Origin of the sequence: Alcanivorax sp. IL3, from assembly GCF_047495465.1 — a bacterium.
Lineage (GTDB): Bacteria > Pseudomonadota > Gammaproteobacteria > Pseudomonadales > Alcanivoracaceae > Alcanivorax > Alcanivorax jadensis.
In genome coordinates this window covers 2,137,646-2,151,670 of sequence record NZ_CP179931.1, presented here as the reverse complement: position 1 = coordinate 2,151,670, position 14,025 = coordinate 2,137,646, and the positions used below count along the sequence as shown (strand labels likewise).

Here is a 14,025-nt window from a genome sequence, read left to right as displayed (position 1 = left end):
AAGGGAACCACCCTGCCCGTCGCGACAAAACACAACAGCTGCACCCTTCAGGCCACGCTGAGTACGCAAGGAGTTATTCAGAGGCTCCCTAGGGCTTTGGCGTTTGTAACGGTTTGTTATAGACTGGGACCTGCATCCGTGGCCTCATCGCGGCGCCTGACGTAAGCCTTTGCCGCCACAGACAATTTTCTTCAGTCGATCGTATTGCCTGATACGCCGCTTCTTCAGAAAATTGCCTGTGACAACAAATTCTTGCGCCATGCATCCACACTGAAGCCACGGATACAGGTCACTAGAAATTACCGCTCCACCAATAACAACAAGGACCCAAAGGAACAGGGTCTGCCCAGGAGAGGGTTAGATGAATAACAACAAGCGTGCGCCGCTGCCCGGCTTTCTGGCCGGTCTGGAGCCGTTGAGTCGTCGCAGTTTCCTGCGCAGCTCCGTGCTCGCCAGCGCCGCAGTTACCTCCGGTTGTGCCAGTATGTTCGGGCGACGAAATGCCCCTGAAGCGCTGCAATATCATAGCCTCAACCAGGACGAAGCCCGGGTTATCACCCGCCTGACCGAGGTCATGTTACCCACCGCCAGTTATGGGCTGCCATCCAGTACCGAGGTCGTGCCGACGGTCAAGAATGTGGACGCCATGAGCCAGCGCATGCCCCAGCAGACCCGCGAGTTGCTTGGCCTGGGTATCTGGGTGTTCAACAACCGGCCCATGGTCAGCTTCAAGTTCAGCCAGTTCACCTCCCTCTCCGACGACAAGGCGCTCGATTACGTTAACGCCATGCAGGAAGGATCGTTCTTCGAGCGTGGTCTGATGACCACGCTGAAAGCCCTGGTGGCATTGAATTACTGGCGTGATGAGCGCACCTGGCCGGGGCTGGAATACCATGGCCCGGTGACCGAAGTGTGGGGCGTGCGGCGTCTGGGTAATGCACCGTTGCCGCGAGCCTGACAGGGGGAATTATGGCTTTTGTACGTGTCGCCCGTGACGGTGTCCCCGTCACCGAGGCAAAAGATGTGGCCCTGGATGCAAACCTGGGCAAACGCTTCACCCTGAAAACCGATGTGGTGGTAGTGGGCTCTGGTGCTGCCGGTTCCATTGTGGCCTATGAAATGGCCAAAGCCGGTCGCGATGTATTGGTGCTGGAATCCGGCCGCTATTATCCCAGCTCCCAGTTTACCGAACACCTGGGTGATACCATGACCAAGATCTATCAGGATCAGGTCGGCCAGGTAAATACCACTGCGGATATCATTTTTGTCCAGGGCGCCTGTGTCGGTGGCTCTACGGTGATCGGTGCCTGCGTGATGGAAGAGCCCGATGATGCGGTGCTGGATGGCTGGGCGAGCCAGTATGGCCTGGAGAATCTGTCGGCAGAAAAATTCCGGCCCTACCTGGATGGCGTGGCAGACCAGTTGCAGATTCATATCAACGAGGCCCACGAGATCAACGCCTGTGCCCACAAGGTGATTCAGGGCTGCGAGAAAATGCAGTTTTCCTGGAAACCGGCCCAGCGCAACGTGAAGCAGTGCGCGCTGACCGGGCACTGCCTGGCGGGGTGTCCTTCTGACCGGAAAATGAGCTCTCTGGTGACGCATTTGCCCTGGGCCGCCGCCCATGGCGCACGGATCTTCTCGGATACCGAAGTGGTACGTGTGCTGACCCGTGATGGTCGGGCCCGCGGCGTGGAAGCGCGTATTACCGACCCGGACAGCGGCGCCCACGTAGCCGACATGCAGGTGGATGCGGATATGGTGGTACTGGCCGCTGGCGCCATTCATACACCGCTGATCATGCAGCGTAGTCAGATAGAAGATCGCAGCGGTCAGCTGGGTCGTAACCTGTCGATTCAGCCCTTCACCCAGGTGCTGGGTAAATTCAAGGAGCCCTTGTATGGTTTCCGGGGGGCGCTGGTCGGGGTGCAGGTGGATGAATTCACCCGCACCGATGGCTTTACCATTTTCTCAGGGTTGGCAGAGCCGGAATCGCTGCTGGCTCAGGGTGACATGAAGGCGGGCAAGGCCCACATCGACTTCATGAAGAACTACAAGTACTACGCCGGGGTGAATGCCTTCAGCACGGACCAGGGCAGGGGATACGTGGAATGGTCCGGGGATGCCTATAGCGGTGACAAGACCATTCACTGGAACCCGAACCGGGAAGAGTTCAACAATATGAAGGCGTCTGCTGCTCTGGCGGCGCGTATCTTCTTCTCCGGCGGCGCGGAAAAAGTCTACATGCCCACCTTCCAGAATCTGGAAGTGGATTCGGTCTTTGCGCTGGATGAAACCCTGGACAAGGTGGACTTCGGCCTCAAGGGCATGTACACCTTCAGGGCCAACAGCTTCAGCCCCCATGGCACCTGCCGTATGGGCGCTGACCCCTACCAGGCGGTGGTGGCTCCCACAGGGCAGGTGTATGGCACAGCAGGTCTGTTCGTGGCAGATTCAAGCCTGATCCCCGAGCCCATGACGGCTCCGATACAGTGGACCGTGCAGGCGCTGGCCCAGTATGTGAGCGACCAGATCAACGAGAACGCGCACAATTACTTTATCGGTTAACCGCTGTTACGAAGAGCGAGTTGTAGGGAACAAGGGCATGCCTGACGGCATGACCTCGTTCCGTTCAGCTCGCTCTTTGCATTCCGGGGCTTGAGCTAAAGCCGAGGAATTCCGGCACCTTGTCTGCATCCCGCCGCGACGTAAATCGCGGCTCCCACGGCGTCATTCCCCATCCCCGCCTGTGCTAGCATTGATGCCCTAATCGGCACGTCATTTCAGGAGAGTCATCATGCCGGGTTTCGAATTCGCAACCACCCATCGTGTGCTGGTAGAGGCGGGCGCTGCCGGCCGTCTGCCGGGGCTGTGTCAGGAGCGGGGCGCCAGTCGGGTACTGCTGGTCACGGATCCGGGTATTCGCAGCACGCCACTGCTTGGACCGGTGGAAGACAGCTTTCGTCAAGCCGGTATGCCGCTGGCCATTTTTGATCAGGTTAGTGCGGATCCGGCAGACACTGTTGTGCTGGATGCTGCACGGCAGGCGAGGGAGGCGAAAGCTGACCTGGTGATTGGATTCGGTGGCGGCTCCTCCATGGATGTGGCCAAGCTGGTGGCATTGCTGGCGCATCCGGATGCCAGTCAGCAACTGTCGGATATCTACGGGGTGGGCTTGGCCACTGGGCCAAGGTTGCCGTTGATACAGGTGCCGACCACGGCGGGGACCGGCTCGGAAGTGACCCCTGTCGCCATTGTCACTACCGGGGCCACCACCAAGGCCGGTGTGGTGGCACCCTCCCTGCTGCCGGATCTTGCCGTGCTGGATGCGGAGCTGACCCTTGGCCTGCCGGCCCATGTGACTGCTGCCACCGGTGTGGATGCCATGGTTCATGCCATTGAGGCGTACACCAGTGCCCACAAGAAAAATCCCTATTCGGATATGCTGGCCCGAGAGGCCTTGCGCCTGTTGGGCGGGAACCTGGAGACCGCTGTAAACGATGGCAGCAACCTGGCGGCCCGTGAAGCCTGTTTGTTGGGAGCAATGATGGCCGGCCAGGCGTTTGCCAATGCTCCGGTGGCCGCCGTGCATGCGTTGGCCTATCCGCTGGGTGGGCATTTTCATATTCCCCACGGCTTGAGCAACTCGCTGGTACTGCCGGAGGTGCTGAAATTCAATGCTGCAGTAGCCGCCCCCCTGTATGCAGAGCTGGCGCCGATTCTCAGTGATCAGCGTTTCACGGATGCCAGCGGTGGTGCCGAGGCACTGATTGCGGCACTGGAGTCCCTGATCAATGCGGTTGGATTGCCGGTACGCCTGCGCGATGCCGGGGTTAGCGAGGACAGCCTGGAAACTCTTGCAGCGGATGCCATGCTTCAGCAGCGTTTGCTGATCAACAACCCACGGGAAGTCTCCGAGGCCGATGCGCTGGCGATCTACAAGGCGGTGTATTGATGGCAGAGAAGGGCAACCGGCCTGATCGTGATGAGTATGGGTATCTTTGTCCGGTGGATAGCCGCTGGAGCGATAACGACATCTACGGCCATATAAATAACGTGGTTTATTACAGCTATTTTGATTCCACCATCAACCGTTATCTGATCGAGCAGGGGGGACTGGATATTCATGATGGTGAGCATATCGCCTATGTGGTCAGCTCCGGTTGTGATTATCTGGAAGCCGCTGCGTACCCTGACTCGTTGTCTGTGGGTATGAAGGTGGACAAGCTGGGCAACAGTTCTGTGCGCTACGGCCTGGCATTGTTTGGCGCTGAAGGGCCGGCGAAGGCGACGGGCTTTGTGGTGCATGTTTTTGTGAATCGTCAAAGCGGCCGGCCGGTATCGATCCCGGCGCCGTTAAGGGAAGCGCTGGAAAAGCTCGTCTGACTGGCAAACGCGTTTTGCCCTCTGGAATCACTCCAATGGGAGGAGGATAGGGTAGGGTGCACTGAGCCGAAGGCGAACTGCACCATCAAACGCCGAATCGGTGCAGTTCGCCTGAGGCTCAGTGCACCCTACGCATTAACAGCCAAGACGAGGTTGTCCTCATCACAAAAAAGCCCGGCCTTTTGAGCCGGGCTTTTTTGTGGCTGACCATCACGATCAGTTGGGGAAGAAGTTCAACTTGTAGTCTCCCTTCCAGGTTTCCACATTCATAGCGCCAAAGTTCATGCCTTTGGCAATCAGCGTGATACGTCTTTCCAGTTGGCTGTCGCCCAGCTGGCTGGATTTCACTTTCACATCCTGTACATCGCCGTTGGGTGCGATAACTAGATAGAGGACCACTGTGCCTTGCAGGGCAGGGTTGCTGCGCAGAGCACGCTGGTACTGGCTGTTGAATTTACCAGCGTAGCGGTCGAATACACGGCGCAGTTGCTCCTGGGTACGACGGCTCTTGCCATCGCTGCCCTTGCGCGTTGTGCTGGCTGCCTGACCGGATTCGGCGATCTTGCTGTCCACCTTGCCGCCACCCACAGTCCCTGCAGACAAGGTGCCGCCACCGCCACCGCCGCTGGATGCCCTGGCAGTTGCTACACCGCCGGATCCTGTGCCGGCACGCTTGCCGATCAGATCACGTTCTGCCTTGGCGGCGCTATCACCACCGGTGCGCAGACTGTCGCCTGAATCTACCAATGGGCCAATATCATCCAAGCCGGCCAGGGAGTCTCCCAGATCTTCTTCGAGTCGTGCCTGGGCTTTTTCTCGTGCCTCTTCCCGTTGAACTTCAGCAGGCCGCGGTTTCGGTTCAGGCTCTGGCTTGGGTTCCGGTTTCGGCTCTTCAGGCTCGGGTTTTTCCTCCGGTTCTTCCTCCTCGGGTTCAGGCTCCGGTTCGGGCTCAGGCGGTGGTGGCTCTTTTTGTTTTTCGAGAACCAGTTGTGCCAATCGTTCAGGGATTTCCTGTTGTTCCCGCGGGTCAGGTTTTTCAATGGTGACCGATTCCACCAGGATCATCATCAGCAGTGCCAGAATCAGCAGAATGATAACGATGCCGTAAAGGCGCCGGTCTTCCCCCTCTTGTTTGTCCCAGGGCAGGGAGCCATCAATGAGTATGCGCAGCTTGTTGTTATTGTTCTGCGTCATTCAGACTCCTCCTCTGCCACTTTCAGGACAGCAAAGGCGACCTTGGTGTAGGGCGTCTCCATGCAACTGCGCATCAGTTTCTTGATGACGGCATAGGGTACATCCCGATCGGCCTGAATCATCACTTCCCGCTCGTCTTCCGGGTTTACCGCCAGAGCGCGGGAAGCACGGAATTTCAGCTCTTCTACCAGGGCATCGACGGTACGTTCTTCCTGTACTTTAACTGCCTGAGTATCGGCAATTTTACGGCCATCGATAATCACATTAGTGGCGCTGACCTGGATGATCAGGACATCGTTGGGCAGCTCCTGTGCGGTAGATTCCGGTAGCTGAATATCTTGGTCTTCCGGTAGTTTGGCGGCGTTGTTGTTATTCACCAGCAGGAAGATCAGCAGGATAGTGAAGATATCCATCAGTGAAGTCAGGTTCAGTGTGGCAACCATCTTGTGGCGGCCATGGTGACGGGCCATTCGGCGGGCGCGGGCGGATTTCTTCACGCGTCACCTCCGTTACTGCCAGTCTGATCCTGTGGCGCTGAACCAATGCTGATGCTTGGGAACAGCTCTTTCTTGATGGTCTGGCCATTGATCTCTGTGTTGTACAGACGCACGGCGTCCATGGTGTGGATCATCACCTCATAAGGGGTGTCGTCCTCACAGAGCAGGGTAATGGCGGTTTCCTCGGGAAACTTTTCTTTCAGGGTCACCAGATAATCATGCAGGGCGGCGCTGTCATGATCTTCGCCCTTGTTGTCCACAATTTTCAGTACGGCACTGGTGTTGCGGTCCACTACTTCATAGCGGTTACCGTAAATCAGTACTTCCAGTACCAGTTTGTCTTTTTCGTCGTCTTCCGAAGGTGGACTGCTCTCATTCACCGCGGGCAAGTTCAACTGCAGGATAGAGACCTGCGCGAAGACCGCGTTGATGAGCAGAAAAGGAATCAGCACTACCATCAGATTCAGAAAGGCAGTGATGTTCAGTTCCACATCGGTGTCGCGCGAACGTCGTCTGCGAAATCGCATACCAGATCCTTACACCAGATTGGCGAAAACAAGAAATTACGGCTTATTGGCCGTCGTTCTTGCGCTCTTGCTGGGCAGAAACCTGGCGGAAGACGTTAACGAATTTCACCGAGGCCATTTCCATGCTATCCACCAGTTTGCCGGCCATGGCGTTGATAAAGGCGAAGGCTAGCAGCATGGGAATGGCAGCAATCAGACCGAAGGCGGTGGTATTCATGGCAACGGAAATAGAGGCGGAAAGCAGATCGGCCTTCTGTGCCGGGTCAGCACTGGCGACTGCGGTAAAGGCGCTGATCAGGCCGAGGATGGTACCCAGCAGGCCGAGCAGGGTGGCAATGTTGGCAAAGGTGCCGATGTAAGGAGTCCGGGCCTCCAGACGCGGGATGATTTCCATCAGGCCTTCTTCCATGGCCAGTTCGATATCATCGTGGCGCTTGGCTGTCTTGGCGCGCTCCAGGCCGTAGCCGATGACTTTGGCCATGCCGGTGTTACTGCTGCTGACCACATCCAGCGCCTGGCGAAACTGGCCCTTGGCGATCAGGGGATAGACGTCTTTCCAGGTTTTCTGGTTCTTTGCCTTGGTGGCCTGAAGGTAAATGATACGTTCCAGGGACAGGGCAAGGCCCAGGGCCAGGACGACAAGAATGGGGTACATGAAGAAACCGCCATCCTGAATGAAGGTAATAGCGGTCTCGACAACGCCAGAATTCTGGGCGGCGGTGGTGGTTGGCATGGACTTCTCCTGCGGTATTCCTGTTAGTGTTATTGTTTCGCATGCAGCTAAGCCGTCTTGCTGGCTGCTACACCTTCCCCAAAGCGCCAATTTTTATCAGAAAAAAGGCTCGGGCGCATCTAGTGATATCGGTTGATGTGCTATTTCAGGAACAGATCATCGTTATCCGGCTCCTGATTAAGAAGCTGGTGATACTCGATTTCCCGCATCAACACCTCCTGATCAAGGGGTTCGAGTACCCGGTTGAGCAGGGAAGAGGTGGGGTCTTTTTTCTCCAGCTTCACCTCCCGGTCCTTCCAGGGCACCACGTTGAGTACCGTGGGGGCTTCCTGGGTGCCGATCACATTGGTGGACGCTTCCTGGCCATCGCCTTCGGCGTGGCTGACTGTGGCGCACACAAGAGCGGCGATCACGAGTAAAAGGCGCATCAGTTCAACTCTCCATTTTTGTTGCCGGCGTTCTGGTCCGCCACTGGCTGGCTGGGGGCGTCCGGGGCTCTGCGCTGCAGGTCCACAATCCAGTTGGCCACGTTCTCATCCGGCAATTTCTGCAGGTTCTGATAGGCCTTGAAATGTTCCAGTGCCAGGTGCAGATCCTGTAGGTAGAGCTCGGCGAGAACGGCCAGATTGAAATGAGCGCGAGCATACTTCGGGTCCAGAACCAGCGCTCGCTCGTAATGGATACGGGCATCATCGAACTGACCCTGCTCACGCAATGCCAGGCCAAGGCCGTTGTGGGCATAGGGGTTGGCATCGTTGATGGCCAGGGATTGCTCGAAGGCCTGTTGTGCCTTGGCGTAGTCTTCCTGTTCCATGTAGATCAGACCCACATTGAGCTGAGGGCCGGAAAGTTGCGGGAAACGCTCACCCAGGGAGCGGAACATTACCAGGGCTTGCTTGTCTTTGTCTGCCATTCGAGCCTGCAGTGCACGGGCATATTCCGCCATGGCCTGCTCGGCGACCTTCTCCACCTTGGGATCATGGGGTACCGGCGGAATATGAATGGCGTCACTGTCGGCGGCAGCGCCACCGTCTTTCTGTTGCTTGTATTTGCTGGTGCCGCCCTCGGTGGAGCCCTCCAGCCCGATGCCGCCCTTGCTGGCACAGCCTGACAGCGCCAGGGCAGCGAGCAGTGCGGTGGCCGCGCCCAGGCGGCCGCGATCAGTAAATGATGTCCACATAGCTTTCTACCTGTTCAAACTTCGCATAACGGCCGGGGATCAATTCTGCCAGCGCGCCAAAGCTTTTCTTTACCCACTGGTCATAAATATCGTCGGTGACCAGATTGGTATTGGCGATAAGGATGTCGATGGCCTGGTCCTCGTAGGGGAAGGCCTTGTCTTCCAGCAGCATGGTGTACTCTTCGAGCTCCAGTTCATCCAGCCCGTTCGGGCGTTCGGAGGCAATCAGGTCGCGGGCCAGTACCCGGTACATTTCGCCGATCTTGTAGTTGGCGGCGGTGGCATATTCCGCGACGCCGATGTCAGCGACTGCCTGGTAATCCGCCAGGGCTTTTTTCATGACTCCGGTCTTGGCGGCCAGGGAGGTTTTCAGCGGTTGCGTAAGGGCAATGCGTTTGAATTCCGCGAAGTGGGGTTCTGCCAGGGTAAAGCTGGCGTAGGCCGCCAGCCAGGCAACCCGGTCATTAGCTTCACCGCCGGCTTGGCGGTAGCTGGTTACCAGTTGTTGCAGCCAATGGTTTTCTCGCTCGCTGTTGCCGGTTTTCCGGTTCAGCTCTACCAGCCGGAATTGCGCTTCAGAGCGGAAATCGTAGGGTTGCGGCCACTCCTGAAGGTACTGCTGGTAGAGGGCAATGGAGGCCTGGGGCTGCTCTGCCCGGTCCTGCATTTCCGCTGCTTTCCACAACGCCTGGCGGGAGAGCTCGGGATCGTCGCCTTTGTAATTGGCAGCAATCAACTGTAGCTCGCCGGCAGCGGCGGTGTAGTTGCCCTGTTTCTCGTAGGCAATGGCCAGCTTGTCAGGGATGGTGTCAGTGAGCGGATCATCGGGGTAGCGCTGACGGAAGGCTTCCAGAACCGGGATGGCATCGGTGCTGCGGCCCTGGTTGATGAACAAGGTGGCGGCATCGAATTCCGCATTCTTGCGAACCGCCGCTTCCGGCACGGCCTGGCCAACACGCAGGAAGGTGGCAGCGGCGATATCCAGGTTACCCTGTTCCTGCTGCTGCTCGGCCTGACGGTAAATGCTGACCGCCAGTTTCTCCCGGTACTGCGCGCGTTGTTCAGCGGGCATCTGCATATCGAGCAGTTTGCCGTAAGCCATTTCGGCCACCTTGAAACGGCCAAGATCGAATTTGCCGTTGGCAATGGTGGCCCAGCCATAGCGCATCAGCTCGGCGGAAGGGGGGCTGTCGATTGACCAGAATGCCGGCGGTTTTCACGGCGCCTTCCACGTCACCCAGCGCCAGTTGGTCCTCGGCGGTGTCATGCAATACATTGGGCACTTCCGGGTGTTCCGGGAAGCGTTGTCCGTATTGCTGGGCGCTGGCGATTTTCTTTGTCCGCCAACGGCTTGCCTGTTCCTCGTCCGGGTTGCTGTCGAGAATCTGCTGGTAGGCTACCAGGGCATTGAAGGCGGCATCACCGCCTTTTTCATAGCCCTGGTACTGATATGCCGTACGTTCAAACTCACTGATAGCGGCCGGGTAATCCTCGGCGGCGTAGAGCACTTCCGCATAGCGGTGATTGACCTTGCCCTGGTCTTCGCTGGCTGGAGGGGTATCCAGGTATTCCTGGTACCAGCGCGCCGGGTTGCGGTAATCCGCCGGGTTGCCGGATTTCTGGGCCAGCACATGGTGGTATTCGGCCAGATCGAGAATATGACCCTTGAGCAGCGAGACATACTCTTCACGAATATCGGGATGGCGGCCCCAGTAATCGCTGTTTATCCCATAATGCTGAATAAATTTTTCCTTGGCCGGCAACACCAGGGTAGGGAAGCCACCTTTCTGGTAGGCGTCGATCTGCAGACTAGAGAATTCCGGCGCCAGGGTGGAATTCGGGTACACCTGGACAAACATGTCGAAGGCTTCTGCTGCATCGCGGAAGCGTTCCTGGCTCAGGTAGACCTGGCCCAGGGAGCGGTAGATTTCCGGTTCGTAGTCCCGCTTGCCGTTGCGAGCAAACCACGTTTTCACCGACTGCGGGCCATCCAGGTTACTGAACGCCAGGCTCACCACGCGCTGGGTATCGGCGAACAGTTTGTTCTCCATGCTGGTGTCGTCATTAAGCTCACTGGCGCCATTCAACGTGTCCAGCAAGGTAAAGAAGCTGGCTTGGGCCAGCTCGTAGTCGCCCAGTTTGTAATGACTCCAGCCATGCTTGTAGAGCGCCTGGCTGTAGAATTCATTATTGGCGCCGCGATTGATGACGTCAGCGTAGGCTTTTTCCGCATAGTCATAATCGCCGTCTGAGAACAGCATTTCACCCCGACGGAACTGGGATTCCAGGGCCCATTCGCTGTTCGGGTACTGCTCCACCAGGGTGTCAAGGCTGGCGCGGGCCTGTTCCAGGTTGCCATCCATGGCGTAGGCCTTGGACAACAGGTAATAGGCTTCCGCGCGTTGATCCGGATCGCTGGTGCTGTTGAGCAGTTCCTGATAAAGGGAGATGGCGGTGTTGTAATTCACGTCCTTATCGGCCATAGATGGCGCCATGGTGCCGGCCAGATCCAGCAGCGCCAGTTTTCGTTCGTTATCCGTTGTAGTGTTCACCTGCTCCATGGCATTGTCGTAGACGAGTTTGTCCACTTTTTGTTCGAGACGCTGGTTATCGGCGTCTTCAATACCCATTTCCTGTTCGGTGGCAGAAGACAAGGCCAGGTCCGCCATACGACGGAGCGTTTTGGCTCGACGTTCCGGGTCGTCGAACAGCTCAGCTGCCTGCCGGTAGCTGTTGAGTGCATCCTGGGTGCTGGCGCTTTCCAGTTGCTGCTCTTCAATGATGATGTCGGTGCCTTCCAGATCCGCCAGGGTGGTTCCCCCGAAGCGGGCCTGTTGCTCCAGTGTGCCGTTCTGCGGTGCAGACGCGCAGCCGCCAAGAGCAATGATTGCGGCTGCCAGCCCATGCAGGCGAAATCGGTTCACGATCCTGTCCTCTGTTTGCTGCCGTCAGATGCCGAAGTGTCCTGCAGGCGGGCGACGGCCAGATGTGCCTCGGCCAACTGGTCTGCCAGTTTCTGCTGGTTGGCCAGTAGAAGCGCAAGGGCATCGGCCTGCATGCTCTTTTCCAGAGCCTCAAGGGTGTCTTCGGTAAGACGCTTTATGTTGTCAATTCGTTGGGTCTGCCCGGCCAGTCTCTGGCCCAGGTCGTCCCGGGTGCGCAGGGTGGCATCCCGTATCTGCTGTTGTACGGCAGCAATTCGTTCGCCCAGAACACTGCTTTCTTCTCGTAATTGGGTAGCAGCTTGCTCCTGTTTTTGCCGTTGTTCTATCGACTGGTGAGCAATATCCCACAACAACAGGCCGCGTACCTTGCGTAAGCGAAGGGCATTGGCATGACTGGAGCCGGGTAAGGTGCCGAACTGGCGAGCCATGGCATCCACTTTCTTCCACATGATGGCCTGTTCGGGGGTGGCCACGTCTTGCGGTTTGCTCATGTCGACAAAATTGGGGATCGCTGAGGATACCCTGTCGCTAGCCAAGGCCAGTTGCTCCTGCCGGCCCATGTGACGAGTCATTTCAGCGCGGACATGCGGAAGGTTGCGGGTCAGGCTTTGCTGCTGGATTTGATAGGTTTCCTGAAGCGCGGGCAGTGACTGCTGCCATTGCTCCACCATGGTCTTGATCTGGTGAATCTGCCGGTAGTGCTCGAAACGTTGGGCAAAGGCGTTGCTGGAAAACAGTTTGTAGAGATAGGAGAGTTCATTGCCCTGGGCGAGATCGCCACTGTTGGCTGGCAGTAGGCCGGCCTGGTTGCGGTCTTCCGGTAACAAGGCTTCCGACCAACCAGGTTTGGTGATGTTGTCGATGGTCTGCTGGATGTCTTTCAATGCCTGACGGTATTCCGAAGCGGCATACTGATAGCCGGCTAGGGCCTGGGGCAGACCACCGAGCTCTTCGTAGGCACGGGGAGCTAGCATGAGCGCTTCCTGCACAGAGGGGTGGCTGCTGTTGCGGCGTACCGCTTCCAGCCACAGTGGCAGGGCGCGTTTTACCTCCCCGGCCCGGTAATTGGCCAGTCCAAGGGCGAGTAGGGCATCTTCGGAGAAGGGGCCGTCACTGCGAACCTGGCGCAGGTCTGCACGGGCACTTTGCAGTTTTCCTTCTCTCAACTCGGTCAAACCGGAGGCCAGAGCGGCCCGATCGCGCAGGGCGAGAGCCTGGTCAGAACTGCCGCCGGCTTCCAGTAAGGATTTCAGCAGGGCAACCCCCTGTTCGCGATGACCGCCGCGAATCAATGCCACACCCATGTTGTAAGTGGCGTAGCGGCCTTCATCCGTGCTCAGGGGAACAGAATGCAGATAATCCAGAGCACCAGCGAAGTCTTCCTCGGCCATGAAGATATTGGCCAGCATGAGACGTCGGCGGGCGTCGTCAGCCGAGTCCAGCCCATCTACATTGTCGCCGTCTAGAATCATGGCCGCTTCTGCCAGATTGCCTTCGCGATAATGCAGAGCCGCCTTGTGCAGCCAGGTCTGGGCCCGGGTGCGGCTAAGAATGTCCTTCTCCAGCAGGCGGTTGAAGATGACCTCTGCCTTGCCCGGCAGACCATAGGTCACATAGAGGTCGCCAAGTAAAAGCTCTGCGTAATCGGTATTTTCGTTGAATAGCGCCTGCTCCTGATTGACCAGCAGGGTATTGATGGCATTAAAGTTGGCATGACGGTAGTAGTCGAACATGACCTCGCCAAAAGCCAGGTAGCGGTGTTCCTCTTCGCCAAGAGGTATCGGACCTTCGTTGAAATCATCGAAGAATTCGACTTTTGCCGCCTGGGCGGGGGACAACAGGGTGGCGAGGCACGCCGCGACCAGCCATCGTTTTCGCCGCACCTGTGTCATTGCTGATTCCACTCACGGAATTCAAACTTGTGCTGCTGCTTGTTCAGGTCGTCCACCACCTGCATCTCCACCATTTTTTTGCCGGCCCCCTTGGTGAAGGTATAACTGGTGCTTTTCTGGTAATCCTTGCCTAGCGGATCATAGCCGGTGATGGTGGCTTCCATGACATGGCGGCCACTGGCCAGATTGCCGGTGTAGAGACGTTGGATGCCGCCCTTGGTGAGGGCCTCGAATTCCTGGTCAGTGTAAAAATGGTAACCCACGTGTTCACCATCAATGGTTAGATTCACATCGACCAGGCGAATCGGAGTGCCCACATCCACGGAGACAAAGATGCTGGTTTGCGGGCTGGCATAGAGGAGCTCCTGCTCGAGCAGGGTGAGATCCCGGTTCAGGTCCAGGGCTTCGCTTTTCAGCTGGCGGATCTGCTCGGACAGACCATCGTCATCGGCGCCGCTGGCGACCGTACATAGGCCGACAAGGAAGGCGCCGCACAGGGGCAAGAGTGCTTTCATGGGGTGGCGATCGCTTTGTGTTGTTGTTATTGGCCGGTAAACCGGCTGGCGTAGTGCCTAGTTGTAATCAGAAGAATGCCTTAAATCAAGGGGAACAGTCAGTCATTATTGGCCGTGAGAGCCGATTTTGGTGGCTTCTATAGTCAAGGAGTTTCA

General features: G+C 57.5%; 14 protein-coding genes. 4 read left to right on the top strand and 10 right to left on the bottom strand.

Annotated elements, in window-relative coordinates; translation table 11 throughout:
* The first annotated feature begins 361 nt into the window (after window positions 1-361).
* The 4 genes from ACMG4M_RS10045 (at window position 362) to ACMG4M_RS10030 (ending at window position 4,386) form a co-directional block, all read left to right on the top strand.
* Window positions 362-958 (top strand): transcriptional initiation protein Tat, encoded by a 597-nt coding sequence (locus tag ACMG4M_RS10045; protein ID WP_035244618.1) that lies wholly within the window; start codon window positions 362-364, stop codon window positions 956-958.
* Between the two features lie 11 nt (window positions 959-969).
* The gene (locus ACMG4M_RS10040; RefSeq protein ID WP_035244617.1) at window positions 970-2,568 is read left to right on the top strand and encodes a GMC family oxidoreductase N-terminal domain-containing protein; all 1,599 of its coding nucleotides are present in this window, start codon (window positions 970-972) and stop codon (window positions 2,566-2,568) included.
* Window positions 2,569-2,797: 229 nt separating this feature from the next.
* Window positions 2,798-3,955, top strand: coding sequence for an iron-containing alcohol dehydrogenase (locus tag ACMG4M_RS10035; protein WP_414429909.1), 1,158 nt, complete (start codon window positions 2,798-2,800; stop codon window positions 3,953-3,955).
* Window positions 3,955-4,386, top strand: a complete 432-nt coding sequence (locus ACMG4M_RS10030) for an acyl-CoA thioesterase (protein WP_035244613.1) — start codon at window positions 3,955-3,957, stop codon at window positions 4,384-4,386. Before ACMG4M_RS10035 ends, ACMG4M_RS10030 begins: the two co-directional genes overlap by 1 nt.
* Before the next feature lie 216 nt (window positions 4,387-4,602).
* Here ACMG4M_RS10030 and ACMG4M_RS10025 read toward each other — a convergent pair whose 3' ends face one another.
* The 10 genes from ACMG4M_RS10025 to ACMG4M_RS09980 form a co-directional block, all read right to left on the bottom strand.
* Window positions 4,603-5,580, bottom strand: coding sequence for an AgmX/PglI C-terminal domain-containing protein (locus ACMG4M_RS10025; protein ID WP_035244611.1), 978 nt, complete (start codon window positions 5,578-5,580; stop codon window positions 4,603-4,605).
* Complete coding sequence (locus tag ACMG4M_RS10020) at window positions 5,577-6,077, bottom strand: ExbD/TolR family protein (protein ID WP_035244609.1); 501 nt, start codon at window positions 6,075-6,077, stop codon at window positions 5,577-5,579. The genes ACMG4M_RS10025 and ACMG4M_RS10020 overlap by 4 nt, the downstream gene beginning before the upstream one ends.
* Window positions 6,074-6,604 carry an ExbD/TolR family protein gene (locus tag ACMG4M_RS10015; RefSeq protein ID WP_035244607.1) on the bottom strand — a complete coding sequence of 177 codons (531 nt, stop codon included), beginning with the start codon at window positions 6,602-6,604 and terminating at the stop codon, window positions 6,074-6,076. The genes ACMG4M_RS10020 and ACMG4M_RS10015 overlap by 4 nt, the downstream gene beginning before the upstream one ends.
* A gap of 43 nt (window positions 6,605-6,647) precedes the next feature.
* Window positions 6,648-7,337 carry a MotA/TolQ/ExbB proton channel family protein gene (locus ACMG4M_RS10010; RefSeq protein ID WP_052042430.1) on the bottom strand — a complete coding sequence of 230 codons (690 nt, stop codon included), beginning with the start codon at window positions 7,335-7,337 and terminating at the stop codon, window positions 6,648-6,650.
* Between the two features lie 140 nt (window positions 7,338-7,477).
* Entirely contained in the window at window positions 7,478-7,765 is a 288-nt protein-coding gene (locus ACMG4M_RS10005; protein WP_414429908.1) for a hypothetical protein, read from the bottom strand.
* Window positions 7,765-8,517 (bottom strand): tetratricopeptide repeat protein, encoded by a 753-nt coding sequence (locus ACMG4M_RS10000; protein ID WP_414429907.1) that lies wholly within the window; start codon window positions 8,515-8,517, stop codon window positions 7,765-7,767. The genes ACMG4M_RS10005 and ACMG4M_RS10000 overlap by 1 nt, the downstream gene beginning before the upstream one ends.
* A complete protein-coding gene (locus tag ACMG4M_RS09995) occupies window positions 8,498-9,619 on the bottom strand; it encodes a tetratricopeptide repeat protein (protein WP_414429906.1) in 1,122 nt (373 codons plus the stop codon). Before ACMG4M_RS09995 ends, ACMG4M_RS10000 begins: the two co-directional genes overlap by 20 nt.
* Entirely contained in the window at window positions 9,579-11,441 is a 1,863-nt protein-coding gene (locus tag ACMG4M_RS09990) for a tetratricopeptide repeat protein (RefSeq protein ID WP_414429905.1), read from the bottom strand. Before ACMG4M_RS09990 ends, ACMG4M_RS09995 begins: the two co-directional genes overlap by 41 nt.
* Complete coding sequence (locus ACMG4M_RS09985) at window positions 11,438-13,354, bottom strand: tetratricopeptide repeat protein (protein WP_035244604.1); 1,917 nt, start codon at window positions 13,352-13,354, stop codon at window positions 11,438-11,440. Before ACMG4M_RS09985 ends, ACMG4M_RS09990 begins: the two co-directional genes overlap by 4 nt.
* The gene (locus ACMG4M_RS09980) at window positions 13,351-13,869 is read right to left on the bottom strand and encodes a hypothetical protein (RefSeq protein ID WP_035244603.1); all 519 of its coding nucleotides are present in this window, start codon (window positions 13,867-13,869) and stop codon (window positions 13,351-13,353) included. The genes ACMG4M_RS09985 and ACMG4M_RS09980 overlap by 4 nt, the downstream gene beginning before the upstream one ends.
* Between the last annotated feature and the right edge of the window lie 156 nt (window positions 13,870-14,025).

Coding starts and splice junctions, on each gene's coding strand:
- ACMG4M_RS10045 (WP_035244618.1), top strand. CDS start 362: ATGAATAACAACAAGCGTGCGCCGCTGCCCGGCTTTCTGGCCGGTCTG.
- ACMG4M_RS10040 (WP_035244617.1), top strand. CDS start 970: ATGGCTTTTGTACGTGTCGCCCGTGACGGTGTCCCCGTCACCGAGGCA.
- ACMG4M_RS10035 (WP_414429909.1), top strand. CDS start 2,798: ATGCCGGGTTTCGAATTCGCAACCACCCATCGTGTGCTGGTAGAGGCG.
- ACMG4M_RS10030 (WP_035244613.1), top strand. CDS start 3,955: ATGGCAGAGAAGGGCAACCGGCCTGATCGTGATGAGTATGGGTATCTT.
- ACMG4M_RS10025 (WP_035244611.1), bottom strand. CDS start 5,580: ATGACGCAGAACAATAACAACAAGCTGCGCATACTCATTGATGGCTCC.
- ACMG4M_RS10015 (WP_035244607.1), bottom strand. CDS start 6,604: ATGCGATTTCGCAGACGACGTTCGCGCGACACCGATGTGGAACTGAAC.
- ACMG4M_RS10010 (WP_052042430.1), bottom strand. CDS start 7,337: ATGCCAACCACCACCGCCGCCCAGAATTCTGGCGTTGTCGAGACCGCT.
- ACMG4M_RS10005 (WP_414429908.1), bottom strand. CDS start 7,765: ATGCGCCTTTTACTCGTGATCGCCGCTCTTGTGTGCGCCACAGTCAGC.
- ACMG4M_RS10000 (WP_414429907.1), bottom strand. CDS start 8,517: ATGTGGACATCATTTACTGATCGCGGCCGCCTGGGCGCGGCCACCGCA.
- ACMG4M_RS09995 (WP_414429906.1), bottom strand. CDS start 9,619: ATGGCTTACGGCAAACTGCTCGATATGCAGATGCCCGCTGAACAACGC.
- ACMG4M_RS09985 (WP_035244604.1), bottom strand. CDS start 13,354: ATGACACAGGTGCGGCGAAAACGATGGCTGGTCGCGGCGTGCCTCGCC.
- ACMG4M_RS09980 (WP_035244603.1), bottom strand. CDS start 13,869: ATGAAAGCACTCTTGCCCCTGTGCGGCGCCTTCCTTGTCGGCCTATGT.